The following is a 15407-nucleotide window of genomic DNA, read 5'->3' as shown; positions in this document are numbered from 1 at the left end:
GTGATGACGAGTGCGCGGACGGTACGGGCGGGCGCTGTGGGAGCGGCGCTCGCCTTCGGCCGACAGGCGCCCGTCGTCGAAGGCGCCGGCCCGGGTGCGTGGCGACGGCTGCGCCACGCCAGTGGAGGTACGGCTGTGAACCTGTCAGTCCGCGGTGGTCCGTGCGGGCCCGGCCAAGAGCCTCCCTCTGCCGCGATGAGTTCCGGCCGGGCCACGAGTCCGTTCTGGTGAGCGCCGTGGAGCGTCGTACGACGCTGCCCGGCACGAGACACCACGGAGGACACCATGACGACCGCACCGGACGATCCGACCACCGTGCCGCCCGGCCGCCCGCCCGTCGTCGACCTGGCCACCTGGCAGGGCGCCCGTGACGAGCTCCTGGTCCGCGAGAAGGCCCACACCCGCGAGGGCGACGCCATCGCCGCGGCGCGCCGCCGGCTGCCGATGGTGGAGCTCGACGGGACCGTCGAGGTCGTCGGACCCGACGGCCCCGTCCCGTTCCTGGACCTGTTCGAGGGCCGTGACGAGCTCGTGGTCTACCAGCACATGTGGTACGACGGCGCGCCGCACCAGGGACAGTGCGAGGGCTGCACCACCACGGCCTGGCACCTGAGGGACGCCGTGTACCTCAACGCCCGCGGGGTCTCGTTCGCCGTCCTGACCACGGGCCGCCCGGACGAGGTGGCCGCCTACGTCGAGTTCATGGGCTACGCCCAGCCCTGGTACTCGGTGCGCGACGTCCCCGCGCCGGTCGGCGGCGACATGGGTTACCTCGCCTGCTTCCTGCGCGAGGGTGATCGCGTGTTCCTCACCTACTCCACGACGGGCCGCGGCAACGAGCGGGTCAACGGGTCCCTGGGCCTGCTCGACATGACGCCCTACGGCCGGGGCGAGGCGTGGGAGGACAACCCCGAGGGTTGGCCCGAGGGGCGCGGCCCCTGCTGGTCGTGGCGCTCGGACGCGGACGGAAACGCCACCTGGGGCCCGACCAGCCGCCCCGTGCCGCAGTGGACTCGCCCCGGCGCGACCCCCGTGGAGACTCTCGGCCGGCGCGGTCACTGCCACTGACGCGCCCTGACCGACGGCGTCGACGGTCGCCGGGGGAACTGGGCGGGTTTCGGCGGGCCGGGCACCAGTGCCGCGTGACGGGTCCGGCCGTCGGTGGCCTGCCCGCGTCCCCCGGGCAGGCCGCCGACGCCTGGCGGAGCCGCCTTACAGCGCGCGCTCCAGACGGTCCGCCATCAGTTTGACGAAGCGGGACGGTTCCTTGGGCTGACCCCCCTCGGCGAGCACCGCCATTCCGTGCAGGAGTTCGGCGGTCTCGGCGAGCTCCGTGCGGTCCTCGCGCTCCTTGTACGCCTGGTTGAGGCCCTTGACCAGCTGGTGGTCCGGGTTGAGTTCCAGGATGCGCTTGGTGCGGGGCACCTCCTGGCCCATCGCCCGGTACATGTTCTCCAGGGCCGGGGGCAGGTCGTTCGCGTCGGAGACGACGCAGGCCGGGGAGACGGTGAGGCGGGAGGACAGGCGCACCTCCTTGATGTCCTCGTCGAGCTGCTCCTTCATCCAGCCGAGCAGCCCGGCGTACTCCTCGGTCTGCTTCTCCCGCTCACCGTCGGAGGTGTCCTCGCCCTTGGTGTCGAGGTCGATCTGTCCCTTGGCCACGGACCGCAGTTGCTTGCCCTCGTACTCGCCGACGGCGTCGGCCCACACCTCGTCGACGGGGTCGGTGAGCAGCAGCACCTCGATGCCCCGGTCGCGGAACGCCTCCATGTGCGGGGAGTTCTCGATGCTCTGCCGGGACTCGCCGGTCAGGTAGTAGATGTCGTCCTGCCCGTCCTTCATCCGCTCCACGTACTGCTTGAGCGTGGTGGGCTCGGTGTCGTGGTGCGTGCTCGCGAACGACGCGACGCCGAGGATGGCGTCGCGGTTCTCCGAGTCGGTGACCAGTCCCTCCTTCAGAACTGTTCCGAACTCCCGCCAGAACGTGGCGTACCGGTCCTGGTCCTTGGTCATCATGTCCTTGACCGTGGACAGCACCTTCTTCGTCAGCCGTCGCCGCATCATCTCGATGTGGCGGTCCTGCTGGAGGATCTCGCGGGACACGTTGAGCGAGAGGTCCGCCGCGTCGACGACGCCCTTGACGAAGCGGAGGTACGGCGGCAGCAGCGCCTCGCAGTCGTCCATGATGAACACACGCCTGACGTACAGCTGCACACCGCGCTTGAAGTCCCGCGTGAACAGGTCGTGGGGGGCGTGAGCAGGCAGGAACAGCAGAGCCTGGTACTCGAAGGTGCCCTCCGCCTGGAGCCGGATCGTCTCCAGCGGGTCGCGCCAGTCGTGGCCGATGTGCTTGTACAGCTCGTGGTACTCGTCGTCGGACACCTGGTCGCGCGGCCGCGCCCACAGCGCCTTCATGGAGTTGAGCGTCTCGGGTTCGGGCGCACCGTCGGTCTTGTCCGGTGCGTCGTCGCCCTTGTCCGCCGTGGCGGATGCCTCGGGCACCATCCGGACGGGCCAGGTGATGAAGTCCGAGTACCGCTTGATGATCTCCCGGATCTTCCACGGGGAGGTGTAGTCGTGGAGCTGGTTCTCCGGGTCCGCCGGCTTGAGGTGGAGCGTGACCGAGGTGCCCTGCGGCACGCCGTCGGCCCTCTCCAGCGTGTACGTGCCCTCGCCGCGCGATGTCCAGCGGGTGCCCTGGCTCTCGCCGGCGCGACGGGTCACCAGGGTGACCTCGTCCGCCACCATGAAGCCGGAGTAGAAGCCGACACCGAACTGGCCGATGAGGCCCTCCGCCCCTGCCGCGTCCTTCGCCTCCCGCAGCTCCTGCAGGAACTGCGCCGTGCCCGAGTTCGCGATCGTGCCGATGAGCTGCCCGACCTCGTCGTACGACATCCCGATGCCGTTGTCCCGCACCGTGAGGGTACGGGCCTCCTTGTCGACATCGATCTCGATGTGCAGATCGGACACGTCGGCGTCGAGCGAGTCGTCCCGCAGTTTCTCCAGGCGCAGTTTGTCCAGCGCGTCGGAGGCGTTGGAGACGAGCTCCCGCAGGAACACATCCTTGTTCGAGTAGACCGAGTGGATCATCAGCTGCAGCAGCTGACGGGCCTCCACCTGAAACTCAAACGTCTCAGTCGGCATGGTCGCGAATACCTCACAGGTCCTGTCACCGGAACTGACGGCAGCCACTGTAAAGCACCACGTCAGGGCAGGGGCCGGGATGCGGGAGCGGTGGCTGGATCCACGCCCCCGTACCGAGGAACTGACACCTGCCCGAGTCCATGCGCTTCCCCTCCCCTGACATCACCGAATCCGCAGGGCGTTCATGCCATCACCATGGGTGCGCGCTTCGGCTCATGCTGCCCTGCCGCGCCCCACCGATCGCAGCGCGGCGATCGGAGCGCGAAGGACGGTGGTCCCGGAAGGCCGGAGTGGGGCCCGCAGACGACCCGACTCAGCCGGCCGTTTCGACGTACGACGCCAGGTTGGCCAACGAGGAGGCGATCCCGGCCTCGTGGGCCGCTTGGTCGATGCCGGCCGGCACGTCCGTGGCGGTGACGGTCACCTCGGTCCCGTCGCCAACGGCGGCGAGATGCCAGGTCATGGTCATGGTGCCCGCGTACGACGGGTCGTCGGCCTCGAACACCGCCGCCTGCACCACGCGTTCGGGTGGCACCAGGTCCGCGAACCGGACGTCGACGACATCCGTCGCAGCCGAGGTCTTACCAGGACTGTCGACCGAATCGAGGTAGGTGAGGACCATCCGGAACCCGCCGCCGGGCCGTGGATCGCACCACTCGACCCGCCCGAGCATGCCGTCCGGCGGCAGCCACGCCTCAAGGGACTCCCGGTCGAGGAGGGCTGCGTAGACGGTCGCCGGTGGTGCGGCGATCAGCCTGCTGGCACGGTCGGTCCTGCTCATGGCCGGATCCTAGGCTCCCAGTCCGGGGTGGGCGCGAGAGCGCACCGGCCACGGCTACGGCCGAGTGCACGTGTTCGGGCGCCCCGCGGTGGCCGGAGCTGACATGCTCACACGTGGTCCCTGGTTCCAGAGTCCCGTCCCCCACACGGAAGGAACGCCGGCCCGTGCTCGCACGTATGCCCCGCCGCGCCCGAGGCCCGTTGCTCGCCCTCACCGCCGCCCTGCTCACCGGTCTGCTCGCGCTGTCGGCCACGCCTCCCTCGACCGCCGCGCCGCCGGGCTCGGACGGGGCCTGGACCGGCACCTGGGCGTCCGGGGTCAGCGGGGTTCCGGCCGGCGCGGACACCGTCTTCACGGACCAGACCGTCCGTCAGGTCGTGCACACCAGCGTCCCCGGACACAGGGTCCGGGTGCGGTTGACCAACGAGTACGGCACCGAGCCCCTGGTCGTCGGCGAGGCCCACCTCGCACGCGGCGCCGACGGCCCGACGGGCACCGAGACCGTTCCGGACAGCGACCGTGTCCTGCGCTTCGGCGGCCGACCGTCCGTCACGCTGGCTCCGGGCGAGCGGCGCTGGAGCGACCCGGTCGCCCTGCGCACCACGGCCGCTGTGGACCTGGTGGTCAGCCTGCACCTCCCGCACCGGACGCGCGCGGCGACCGTCCACTCCAGCGCCTTCGAGCAGACGTACATCGCCGCGGGCAACGTCACGGGCAAGCCGAGCCTGGAGCCGGCGACGACCACGACGAGCTGGTACTTCCTGTCCGGGGTGAGCGTGAGCGGCGGCGCCGCGCGGTCCTCCCTGGTCGCCTTCGGGGACTCGATCACCGACGGCGCCGTCACGGAGACCGGCGCCAACCACCGCTGGCCCGACCTGCTGGCCGCGCGCCTGCGCCAGGACCCCGCACTGGCCCGGATCGGGGTCCTGAACACGGGCATCGGGGGCAACCGCCTGCTGCGCGACCCGAACCCGCCCGCGGGCAACCCGGCCGAGGCGTACGCCGCGTACTTCGGCGAGGCCGGCCTCAAGCGCTTCGACCGCGACGTCACCTCACAGCCCGGCGCCCGCTACGCGGTCGTGCTGATCGGCGTCAACGACCTCGGCCACCCGGGGAACGCCGCCCCGGCCGACGAGGAGGTCAGGGCCGCGGATCTCATCGCCGGGTACCGGAAGCTCATCCAGCGTGCCCACGCCCAGGGGTTGAAGATCTTCGGCGCCACGATCCTGCCGTTCGAGGGCGACACTCTCGGCTTCCACACGCCCGAGCGGGAAGCGGCCCGGCAGGCCGTCAACCGGTGGATCCGCGGCAGCGGTGCGTACGACGGCGTCGTCGACTTCGACCGGGCCGTGCGCGACCCCGAGCGCCCCGGCCGGCTGCTCCCGGCGTACGACAGCGGCGACCACCTCCACCCGAACGACGCGGGCATGGCCGCGATGGCCCGTGCCGTGCCGCTGGATCTCTTCCGCTGACGCCAGGTGCTGCCCTCACTTTCGTCCAAGCGTTCGTCGATCTTTGTCCATGGACGGGGTCCGCCGCCGGACGTGAACGTGGGGCCATGAGGGATTCACGGTCGGGGACTCTGACGTCGTCCAGGAGCGCGATCGGACAGCGACGGACGCCAAGTGGCCTTGTCGCGCTGGCACTCGGCGGTTTCGGTATCGGTCTGACCGAGTTCCTGATCGCCGGTCTGCTGCCGCAGGTGGCGTCGAGTTTCGCGGTGTCCGAAGCGGCGGCGGGCCGGCTGATCTCCGGATACGCGGTGAGCGTCGCGATCGGCGCGATCGCGCTGACCGCGGCGACGACGCGCCTGCCCCGCAAGTCGGTCCTGGTCGGCCTGGTGACGCTGTTCGTGATCGGCAACCTGTTGTCCGCGGTCGCGACGAACTATTCGGTGATGCTGCTCGGGCGCATCGTCGCGGCTCTGTGCCACGGTTCGTACTTCGGTATCGGCTCGCTCGTCGCTCGCGGTCTGGTCGCGCCGGAGAGGAAGTCACGCGCGGTCGCGGTCATGTTCGCCGGGCTGACGGTGGCGAACGTGCTGGGTGTGCCGTTCGGCGCGCTGGTCGGTGAGCGCTGGGGCTGGCGGGCGGCCTTCTGGGCGGTCACCGGAATCGGTGTGCTCGCGCTGGCGGGAATCGTCGCGCTCGTCCCCGGCCGGGCGGGCCGGGAGCCGTCGCCGGCCGTGCCGGGCCGCTCGGGTCCGGTTGCGCCCAGCGGCTTGCGGGACCAGTTCCGTGCCTTCCGGTCCTCGCAGGTCTGGCTGACCCTGGCGGCCACCGCGCTCGGCTACGGTGGGATGTTCGGTGCCTTCAGCTACATCGCCTACACGTTCACCGAGGTCGGCGGATTCTCGCCGGCCGATGTCGCCTGGCTGCTGATGGTGTACGGCGTCGGCCTGGTTGTCGGGAACATGATCGGCGGCCGAGCCGCCGACCGCGACCGGGACCGCACCCTCCTCCTCGCCCTGCTCGGGCTCACCGTCACCCTGGCCGTGTTCGGTCTGCTGGCCGACAGCGCCATCGCGTCAGTCGTACTGGTGTTCCTGATGGGCCTGTTCGGATTCGCCGGCGTGCCCGGCATGATCACTCGCGTCACCGACTTCGCCCACGGGGCGGCACTGGCCGCCAGCGCCAACGTGTCCGCGTCCAACATCGGTAACGCCCTTGGCGCCTGGCTCGGTGGCCTGGCCATCAGCGCGGGCCTCGGCTACAGGGCTCCCCTCTACGTCGGCGCCGGCATCGTCCTGACCTCCGTCGTCGTCATGGCCGTCGCCGCCCACCAAGCCAGGTCCCCCGCACAGCGCACCGCCCACCGCATGTGAAGGGCGCCCCCCTCAGAGGGAGGAGGCCGTGCGGGCGACGCGGGCGTGGAGCAGACGGGGAGACGGTTCGAAGCCACGGCGGGAGTAGGCCGGAATCGCTCGGGGACTGGAGTGGACGGTGACGCGTTCGAGCCCGAGTTCCCGTGCCCGGGCCAGGACCGCGTCGATGAGACGGCCGCCCAGGCCACTGTCCCGTTCCCCGGGGACGACATACACGCACTGGAGGTCACCCGAGGCCCGTTGCAGAGCGCGCGGGGTGGGCACCCGCGGCAGGACCGCCAGCCATGCCATGCCGATGATGACCTCGTCCCGGGCCACGACCATGCAGCGATGCGACGACGTGTGCTCCTCGGCCCATGTGACGAAGTGCCGCACGAACTCCTCGCGCTCCGCTGCGGCAACGTCCTGGTTCTCGAGGAGCCACTGCCATCGGAGCTCGGCGACCGCGTCCAGTTCCCCGGGATCGGCCGGGCGGATGATGATGTTGTCCACCCGGGCATTGTGCTGGCGCCCGGGTGACGCCGTCATCACCGCGTGCCGCGCACCGCGTTCCTGAACTTCCGCGACTTTGTCGCCTCACCGTCGCTCCCTGACGCACACATGCGGCAGCGGTGCCCGTCCCTGCTCACGGGCTCGGAGCACTCAATCCGTCAGGAAGACCCAGACGGCAGCGGCGACGATCGTGACGGCGGTCAGCGTGAGCATCACCGTCCTCATGGCCCTCACCGGTCGGTCTGCGCGGGACGCGGAGGCAGCCCCAGCGGGACCATCCACGGGGCGGGCGGGCGTCTCCCGGCCGTCGGCGTCCGTCCGGTCCCGGCTCTCGGCGTCGGTCCGGCCAGGGCGTCGGCGTCCCGCAGTTGCACGCACCAGGCGCAGGTGTCCTCGTCGAGGCCGGCAAGCAGCTCATCGGGACCCGGAGTGGGGCTGTCACCGAAGACGTTCATGACCGCATCAACGACCCAATCCCGATCAGGCAGTCACAGGTCACCCATTTGCCCCACCGCTCCGGCGCCGCCCCCGGAGCCTGACCACCCGTCCCTGCCCACGGCGCCGGGCACGGGCGCCGCACCACCCGTACGGCCCGCCTGCGGATGCGGTCCGCGGCGCTGCCCGAGACGATTCCGGTACGTGATCACTGTGCGCTCGGTCAACCGGGCGGGAGGTGCGGAACATGCCGGAACCGAATTCCAGGGCACGTCTCATCGGGGAACTATCGGCCGAGTTCGCCGGCACCATGATCCTCATCCTCTTCGGATGTGGTGTCGTGGCGCAGGTCGTCGCCGGTGGGGCGTTGACCGACGGTGGCCTGGGCGACCACGACAGCATCGCCTGGGGCTGGGGCCTCGGCGTCGTCCTGGGCGTCTACGTGGCAGCCCGGATCAGCGGTGCCCACATCAATCCCGCGGTCACCGTCTCACTCGCGGCCTTCAAGGGCTTCCCGTGGTCCAAGGTGCTGCCGTACTGCCTGGCCCAGACCGCGGGGGCTTTCGTGGCCGCCCTGCTGGTGCGCTGGAACTACACCGAGGTATTGGCGGCAGCCGACCCCGGCCACACCAACGCGACGGAGATCGTCTTCTCCACGCTGCCGGGCAACGGCAGCCTTCCGATCAGTCAGCTCGGCGCTTTCCGCGACCAGATCATCGGCACCGCCCTTCTGGTGATGCTGATCTTCGCGATCACCGATCTGCTCAACACACCGCCGGGCGCGAATCTCGCCCCCTGGATCATCGGCCTCGTCGTCGTCGCCATCGGCATGGCGTGGGGAACCGACGCCGGCTACGCGATCAACCCGGCCCGTGACCTCGGGCCCCGGCTGGCGGCCTTCATCACGGGCTATGGAGGCGCCTGGCGCGATCAGTACGGCGACCTCTACTTCTGGGTGCCGATCGTCGGTCCCCTGGTCGGTGGCCTGGTCGGTGCCGCGCTCTACCGCCTGCTGATCGGCCGCTACCTGCCGGTCGCCGAACAGGAGCCCGGCCGGGTGCCCGCGCCGGAGAAGTGAAAGGGGCTGCCATGCCCGAGTTCGTCGGTGCGGTGGACCAAGGCACCACCAGCACGCGTTTCATGATCTTCGACCACGACGGCAACGAGGTCACACGTCACCAGCTCGAACACGAGCAGATCTTCCCGCGCTCCGGATGGGTCGAGCACGACCCCGTGGAGATCTGGGAACGTACGAACTCCACGATGCAGAACGCCCTCCGCCTGGGCGAGCTGTCCGCCGAAGACCTGGTGGCGATCGGGATCACCAACCAGCGGGAGACCACGGTCATCTGGGATCCCAGCACCGGTCAGCCGTACTACAACGCGATCGTCTGGCAGGACACCCGCACCGACTCCATCGCGGCGGCGCTGGAGAGGGAGCACGGCGACCTCATCCGCCGCAAGACGGGACTGCCCCCGGCGACGTACTTCTCCGGCGGCAAGATCAAGTGGATCCTGGAGAACGTCGACGGTGTCCGGGAGGCCGCCGAGAACGGGCGGGCCCTCTTCGGGAACACGGACGCCTGGGTCCTGTGGAACCTCACCGGCGGCCCGAACGGCGGCATCCACGCGACGGATGTCACCAACGCCAGCCGCACCATGCTGATGAACCTGGAGACCCTCGACTGGGACGACGAACTGCTCGGCATCTTCGGCATCCCGCGCGCCATGCTCCCGGCCATCAACCCGTCCTCGCACGCGGAGGCGTTCGGCACCACGCGCACCACCCGTCCGCTGCGCACCGCGGTGCCCATCACCGGTGTCCTCGGGGACCAGCAGGCGGCCACGGTCGGCCAGGTCTGCTTCCGCCCGGGCGAGGCCAAGAACACCTACGGCACCGGCAACTTCCTGGTTCTCAACACCGGCACGGAGATCGTCCGCTCCAGCAGCGGTCTGCTGACCACGCTGGCGTACCAGTTCGGGGACGCCCCGGCGGTGTACGCGCTGGAGGGGTCCATGGCGGTCACGGGTTCGGCGGTGCAGTGGCTCCGGGACCAGATGCGGATCATCTCCTCCTCGCCCGAGGTGGAGACGCTGGCCCGGCAGGTGGAGGACAACGGCGGCATCTACTTCGTGCCGGCCTTCTCCGGTCTGTTCGCGCCCTACTGGCGCTCCGACGCCCGCGGCGCGATCGTCGGCCTTGCCCGCTACCACACGAGCGCACATCTCGCCCGGGCCACCCTCGAGGCCATCTGTTACCAGAGCCGCGACGTCGCCGAGGCCATGGAGCGCGACTCCGGGGTGACCCTCGACGTGTTGCGGGTCGACGGCGGCGTCACCGCCAACGACCTGTGCATGCAGATCCAGGCCGACGTCCTCGGCGTACCGGTCAGCCGCCCCGTCGTCGCCGAGACCACCGCGCTCGGAGCGGCGTACGCGGCGGGACTCGCCACCGGCTTCTGGCAGAACACCGACGAACTGCGCCAGCACTGGCACGAGTCGAAACGGTGGGAGCCGCAATGGAACGACGAGGAGCGCGAGAAGGGCTACGCGGGCTGGAAGAAGGCCGTGGAGCGCAGCCTCGACTGGGTCGAGGTCGAGTAACGGACGGCATCACGGTGACGTCCTCGGCAGTACCCGGCCCTGGAGTCGCCACTCGGGGTCGAGGGCGACGCCGAGGCGGTCCAGGACCGTGGGAGCTATGTCGATGAGCCGGGGGTCGTCGAGGCGCGTTCCGCCCGGCGTCCCTGGTTCGTCGAGGATGACGAAGACCTCCCGCTCGGCACGGGTGTCGCCTCCGTGACCGCCGCCGTCGAGATGGCCGTGGTCCGTGGTGACCAGCACGGTCCAGTGCTCTTCGGCGCGGTCGGGGCGGGAGCGGCGGGCTTCTATGGCCTTCAGGAGGCGTCCCAGGTGGGCGTCCTGGTCCAACAGGGCCTGATCGTAGGCGGGACTGAGGGGTCCTGCCTCGTGTCCGGCCTCGTCGGTGGCGCCGAAGTACACGAACACGGCGTCCGGGTCGTCCTCGGTGAGCCGGCGCGCGACGCTGTCGGCGACGAGGGCGTCCGAGGGCCCGTAGCCGTCACGGTCGCCGTCGTAGTGCACGAGGTGGCCGATGGCAGGGCCGAGCGTGCCGCGCCGTACCAGTTCCGCCCACGACACCGCGGCCGCGGTGCGCAGATCCGGCCGGGCGGTCACCGCGCGGGTGAGGAAGTCGGGGTAGCGGAGGTAGTCGGCGCCGGTGAAGTCGTTGCCGGTCACCCCGTGCCGGTCGGGCCACACCCCGGTGAGCACGCTCGACCAGCCGGGCCCGGAGTCGGTGTAGGCCATGCTGGTCGTCGGCCCGCCGTCGGCCTGACCGTCCGCCTCGCCGTAGGGCAACAGACTGGTGACGTGGGCGCCCGAGGCCAGCAGACCGTGCAGGACGGGCGCGACGGACGGCGATCGGGTCAGCCGGTCGTAGCGCAGCCCGTCCATACCGACGACGAGCACCCGGCCGTGCGGGGTGGAGCGATGCGCGCGGGGCATGGCGGAACTATAGGGATGCGCGCACTCGTGCGGCAGGCGGTGCGGTACGCCCACCTCCTGGGGGAACGCAGAGGGGCAGCCGGCCGTCGTCCTGGCCGGCTGCCCCTCTGCCGGAGCCTGCCGTACTGCCGTCAACCGTCACACGTCAGCCCGCACCGTCCCGTTCCCAGCGGTAGAAGCAGCGCGCCATCGCGTCCTTGGGGCTGCGCCAGTGCTCCGGGTCGTACGCGGAGACGTACGGGGCGAGTCGTTCGCTGACGTCGCGGAACTCCGGGTGGCCGGCCAGCTTGGCGATGGTGGGGGCCGGGTCGCGTTCGCTTTCGATGAGGTGGAGGTACACGTCACCGAACTCGAAGAGGCTGCGCCGGGCGACTCCCACGAGGTGGGGCAGTTCGCCGCGGTCCGACTCGGCGAATACCTTGGCGATGTCCGACGCGGCGCCCGGCGCCATGCGGGCGACGATCAGGGTGTGGTGCATCAGGGTCCCCTTCACTCTGTGCGGGTCGCGGCGCCGTGCCGTTCGTCCGCGGCCCGCTCGACGCGGTCGCGGATGAGGGCCATCTGCTTGCGGGAGTTGCGGTTGATGATCTCCGTCATCCCGGCGTCGTCGACGGGTGCGTCCGGCTTCATCGCGAAGTCCTGGATCCAGTCCATCCGGGTGCCATGGGGGGTCTCGGTGTACTCCCAGCGGATCTTCATGTACTCGAAGGGTCCGGTCTCGACGCGATGGGCCCAGACGCTCCGCGTCACGGGGTCCGCCACGCGTTCGGACACCCAGCTCCACACCCGTCCCTCCTCGTCGGGGTACATCGTGAGCCGGAACTTGGTGCGGTGGCCGTCGCGTTCGAGCACCTCGACGGAGGAGTACTCGCTGAACAGCCGCGGCCAGTTCTCGATGTCGTTGGTCATGTCCCAGACAAGGTCCAGGGGTGCCGCGATCGTGATCTCGTTCTCGGTGTGGCCGGACATGTCATGCTCCCTTTGCCAGCACGCCGTTCACCACGGCGAGGAACTCTTCGGGCGTCTTGCAGCGCTCCATCTGCTCGGGCAGGCCCATGCCGTGGCGCTTCTCCAGTTCCGCCACGATCCCGAGGAGGCCGAGGGAGTCCAGGCCGAAGGTGTCCCAGCCCGAACCGGCCTCCTCCTCGAGAACGAGAGGGTCGACGCTCACTCCGGCCGAGCGCTTCATCAGCTCGGCCAGGTCCTCGATGGTCACCTGGTGGTCCACTTGGTCGGTCATACGGATGTACTCCTTCGGTCAGTCGGAGGGCGAAGCGGTGCCCCGGCGCAGGACGAGCGCCGAGTTGCAGCCCATGAGTCCGCGGCTGAGCACCAGTGCCGTGCGCAGTTCGGCAGGGCGTGGACGGCCCACCACCAGGTCGATGTGGTGGCAGATGTCGAAGACGTTGGGCGTGGGCGGGATCACCCCGTGCTCCATCGCGAGCACCGCGGTCGCCACGTCGAGCACCGGTGCCGCGCAGTAGGCACGCCCGGTACCCGTCTTGGGAGCGGTGACCGGCACACGCCGTGCGTGCGGGCCGAGCGCGTCGGTGAGGGCCAGTACCTCGGCCTCGTCGGCCTCGGGCACACCGAGGGCGTCCGCGAACACGATGTCCACGTCCTCGGGACGGCAGCCGGCCTCCGACAGCGCGGCGCTGATCGCCCGGGCCAGCCCCGCCCGGGAGTCCTCCCAGCGGGAGGCGCCGGTGAACGTCGCCGCGTGGCCGGCCACCGTCGCTCGCGGTTGGGCACCGCGTTCGCGTGCCGCCTGTTCCGCCTCCACCATGAGCATGGCCCCGCCTTCGGCGGGCACGAACCCGCAGGCGGCGGCGGTGAAGGGCCGGTAGGCGCGTTCCGGGTCGTCGCTGCGGCTGAGCTCGGGGTAACCCAGCTGGCAGACGATCGAGTACGGGGCCAGCGGGGCCTCGGTCGCGCCGACGACGATCGCGTCGGTGCCGCGGCGCACCGCTTGGGCGGCGTGCGCCAGGGCGTCCAGGCCACCCGCCTCGTCGCTCGCCACGACACCGCAAGGGCCCTTGAAGCCGTTGCGGATGGAGATCTGTCCCGTGCTGGCCGCGTAGAACCACGCGATCGACTGGTACGGGCCCACGTGGCGCGACCCCTGCCCCCACAGTTTCTGGAGTTCGCGCTGCCCGAACTCACCTCCGCCGGAGCCCGCGGCGGTGAAGACCCCCACGGAGTAGGGAGAGTCGATGTCGGCGGTCCCGAAACCCGCGTCGCTCAGCGCCAGTTGGGCCGCCGCCATGGCGAAGTGCGTGAAGCGGTCGGTCTGGACGAGGAACGTCCCCTCGATCAGGGCGTCCGCGTCGAAGTCCCGTACCTCGCCCGCGATCCGCAGGGGAAAGTGTCCGCAGCCCTCCTTGCCGACGGGCGCGAGGCTGCTGCCGCCCTCCTTGACCGTCTTCCAGAACACGTCGGTACCGATTCCGTGCGGTGTCACCACACCGAGACCGGTGACGACCGCGTTGCGCCTGGGGCGTTGACTGCTCACTGCCGCCTCCCCTCCGGGCCGCTCAGCACGACCGCGGACTGGAACCCTCCGAAGCCGCTCCCCACCGACAGCACGTGGCGCAGCTTCCGCTCGCGTGCCACGCGGGGCACGTAGTCCAGGTCGCATTCGGGGTCCGGGGTCTCGTAGTTGGCCGTCGGTGGTACCACCTGGTGGGACAGGGCCAGCACGCAGGCCGCGACCTCGATGGAACCGATCGCTCCGAGCGAGTGGCCCACCATCGACTTGATCGAGCTCATCGGCGTGGCGTACGCGTGGTCGCCCAGCGACCGCTTGACCGCGGCGGTCTCGTGCCGGTCGTTCTGCTTGGTGCCCGAGCCGTGGGCGTTGACGTAGTCGATGTCGGAGCCGTTCAGACGGGCCTGGGCGAGGGCGCCGTCGATGGCCCGCGACATCTCCAGGCCCTCCTTGGTGAGCCCGGTCATGTGGTAGGCGTTGCCGTACGTCGCGTATCCGGCGATCTCGCAGTACACCTCCGCGCCACGGGCACGCGCGTGCTCGAGTTCCTCCAGGACCAGTACCGCGGCGCCCTCCCCCATCACGAACCCGTCGCGGCGGGCGTCGAAGGGGCGGGAGGCGTGTGCGGCGTCGTCGTTGTTCGGCGAGGTCGCCTTGATGGCGTCGAAACACGCCATGGTGATCGGCGAGATCGGGGAGTCCGCGGCGCCCGCGAGGCATACGTCCACGCGGCCCTCGGCGATGGCGTGATAGGCGTATCCCACCGCGTCCAGCCCGGACGTGCACCCCGTGGAGACGGTCTGTACGGGACCGTTGGCGCCGAACTCCTCGGCGACCGCGGAGGCGAGCGTGCTCGGGGTGAAGGCCCGGTGCAGTGACGGTCCTGCTCGCCGGTCGTCGACGTCCCACCGCGCGCCGTTCGCGCTGACGAGGACGTAGTCGTGTTCAAGCCGCGTGGTGCCGCCCACGGCGCTGCCCAGGCTGGCCCCCATTCTCCAGGGGTCCATCTCTTCCAGGTCGAGGTCCGCGTCCCGGACAGCCTCGTTGGCGGCGACCAGCGCGAACTGGATGTACCTGTCGCACCGCTCGGTGGTCTCGTGGTCCAGGCCGTGCGCCGACGGGTCGAAATCGCACTCGGCCGCGATCTGTGAGCGCAGGTTCGCGGGGTCGAAGAGGGAGATACGGCGCGTTGCCGTACGGCCGTTGGACAGCAGGTCCCAGAACTGGGGTATGCCGATTCCGCCCGGGGCGACGACACCGACGCCGGTGACAGCCACCCGCCGGTTCACGAGACCACCTCGGCCCGCGCGGTCCCTTCCGTCTCCTCGGTGTCGACATGGCCGAGTTCCGGCCGGGGGGCCAGCGGGCCCAGGTGGAACACCATGCGGGCCTCGATGTCGCCGACGTTGCGGAAGCGGTGCCGGACGTTCAGCGGGATCAGCAGCCCCTGGCCGGGCCGGAGGGCGTGGGGCTCGCCCTCGAGGTCGACTTCGAGGGCTCCGTCGGTGATGTACACGAACTCCTCGGAGTACGGGTGGTAGTGCTCGCCGATGCGCTCTCCGGGCTGCACGATGGCCACGCCCATGAATCCGCTGGTGGACCCCACCGTGGTGGGCGTGAGTAGGGCACGGAGGTCGCCGCCTCGCCGGCGGTTGGGCGCGATGTCGTCGAGGTCGACGATGCGTGCGTGCTGTTCTGCCATGACGGTCTCCCGG

At 70.5% G+C, this 15407-nt stretch carries 16 protein-coding genes; 5 read left to right on the top strand and 11 right to left on the bottom strand.

Features of this window, described 5'->3' with window-relative positions; all coding sequences use genetic code 11:
* Positions 1 to 285: 285 nt before the first annotated feature.
* A complete protein-coding gene (locus ACZ49J_RS25010; RefSeq protein ID WP_467451772.1) occupies positions 286 to 1068 on the top strand; it encodes a DUF899 domain-containing protein in 783 nt (260 codons plus the stop codon).
* Positions 1069 to 1212: 144 nt separating this feature from the next.
* On the opposite strand, the gene htpG is transcribed toward ACZ49J_RS25010, so the two are convergent.
* Positions 1213 to 3144 (bottom strand): molecular chaperone HtpG, encoded by a 1932-nt coding sequence (htpG, locus tag ACZ49J_RS25005; RefSeq protein ID WP_467451773.1) that lies wholly within the window; start codon positions 3142 to 3144, stop codon positions 1213 to 1215.
* Positions 3145 to 3457: 313 nt separating this feature from the next.
* Positions 3458 to 3925, bottom strand: a complete 468-nt coding sequence (locus tag ACZ49J_RS25000; protein ID WP_467451774.1) for an SRPBCC family protein — start codon at positions 3923 to 3925, stop codon at positions 3458 to 3460.
* 164 nt (positions 3926 to 4089) lie between these two features.
* Here ACZ49J_RS25000 and ACZ49J_RS24995 point away from each other — a divergent pair, with 164 nt between their 5' ends.
* Positions 4090 to 5397 carry an SGNH/GDSL hydrolase family protein gene (locus ACZ49J_RS24995; protein WP_467451775.1) on the top strand — a complete coding sequence of 436 codons (1308 nt, stop codon included), beginning with the start codon at positions 4090 to 4092 and terminating at the stop codon, positions 5395 to 5397.
* Between the two features lie 86 nt (positions 5398 to 5483).
* Positions 5484 to 6749, top strand: a complete 1266-nt coding sequence (locus tag ACZ49J_RS24990; RefSeq protein WP_467451776.1) for an MFS transporter — start codon at positions 5484 to 5486, stop codon at positions 6747 to 6749.
* 12 nt (positions 6750 to 6761) lie between these two features.
* Here the strand turns inward: ACZ49J_RS24990 and ACZ49J_RS24985 are convergent, their stop codons facing one another.
* Both ACZ49J_RS24985 and ACZ49J_RS24980 read right to left on the bottom strand, forming a co-directional pair.
* Positions 6762 to 7241: a GNAT family N-acetyltransferase gene (locus ACZ49J_RS24985; RefSeq protein ID WP_467451777.1), complete on the bottom strand. Its 480-nt coding sequence runs from the start codon at positions 7239 to 7241 to the stop codon at positions 6762 to 6764.
* Between the two features lie 230 nt (positions 7242 to 7471).
* Entirely contained in the window at positions 7472 to 7696 is a 225-nt protein-coding gene (locus ACZ49J_RS24980; protein ID WP_467451778.1) for a hypothetical protein, read from the bottom strand.
* A gap of 227 nt (positions 7697 to 7923) precedes the next feature.
* On the opposite strand from ACZ49J_RS24980, the gene ACZ49J_RS24975 reads away from it, so the two are divergent.
* Entirely contained in the window at positions 7924 to 8754 is an 831-nt protein-coding gene (locus ACZ49J_RS24975) for an MIP/aquaporin family protein (RefSeq protein WP_467451779.1), read from the top strand.
* A gap of 11 nt (positions 8755 to 8765) precedes the next feature.
* A complete protein-coding gene (gene glpK, locus ACZ49J_RS24970; protein WP_467451780.1) occupies positions 8766 to 10280 on the top strand; it encodes a glycerol kinase GlpK in 1515 nt (504 codons plus the stop codon).
* Positions 10281 to 10289: 9 nt separating this feature from the next.
* Here the strand turns inward: glpK and ACZ49J_RS24965 are convergent, their stop codons facing one another.
* From ACZ49J_RS24965 to ACZ49J_RS24935, 7 genes are all read right to left on the bottom strand, one after another.
* A complete protein-coding gene (locus tag ACZ49J_RS24965; RefSeq protein WP_467451781.1) occupies positions 10290 to 11204 on the bottom strand; it encodes an alkaline phosphatase family protein in 915 nt (304 codons plus the stop codon).
* A gap of 145 nt (positions 11205 to 11349) precedes the next feature.
* Positions 11350 to 11682, bottom strand: coding sequence for a TcmI family type II polyketide cyclase (locus ACZ49J_RS24960; protein WP_467451782.1), 333 nt, complete (start codon positions 11680 to 11682; stop codon positions 11350 to 11352).
* Between the two features lie 11 nt (positions 11683 to 11693).
* Entirely contained in the window at positions 11694 to 12173 is a 480-nt protein-coding gene (locus ACZ49J_RS24955) for an SRPBCC family protein (RefSeq protein ID WP_467451783.1), read from the bottom strand.
* A gap of 1 nt (position 12174) precedes the next feature.
* Positions 12175 to 12444 carry an acyl carrier protein gene (locus tag ACZ49J_RS24950; RefSeq protein ID WP_467451784.1) on the bottom strand — a complete coding sequence of 90 codons (270 nt, stop codon included), beginning with the start codon at positions 12442 to 12444 and terminating at the stop codon, positions 12175 to 12177.
* An 18-nt stretch (positions 12445 to 12462) separates the two neighbouring features.
* A complete protein-coding gene (locus ACZ49J_RS24945) occupies positions 12463 to 13716 on the bottom strand; it encodes a ketosynthase chain-length factor (RefSeq protein ID WP_467451785.1) in 1254 nt (417 codons plus the stop codon).
* Positions 13713 to 14981 carry a beta-ketoacyl-[acyl-carrier-protein] synthase family protein gene (locus tag ACZ49J_RS24940; protein WP_467451786.1) on the bottom strand — a complete coding sequence of 423 codons (1269 nt, stop codon included), beginning with the start codon at positions 14979 to 14981 and terminating at the stop codon, positions 13713 to 13715. Before ACZ49J_RS24940 ends, ACZ49J_RS24945 begins: the two co-directional genes overlap by 4 nt.
* The gene (locus tag ACZ49J_RS24935) at positions 14978 to 15394 is read right to left on the bottom strand and encodes a cupin domain-containing protein (RefSeq protein ID WP_467451787.1); all 417 of its coding nucleotides are present in this window, start codon (positions 15392 to 15394) and stop codon (positions 14978 to 14980) included. The genes ACZ49J_RS24940 and ACZ49J_RS24935 overlap by 4 nt, the downstream gene beginning before the upstream one ends.
* Between the last annotated feature and the right edge of the window lie 13 nt (positions 15395 to 15407).

The organism is Streptomyces sp. NPDC030840 (genome assembly GCF_055572015.1).
Note: the sequence above shows the minus strand (reverse complement) of the source record. Positions and strands in the feature narration are given on the sequence as shown.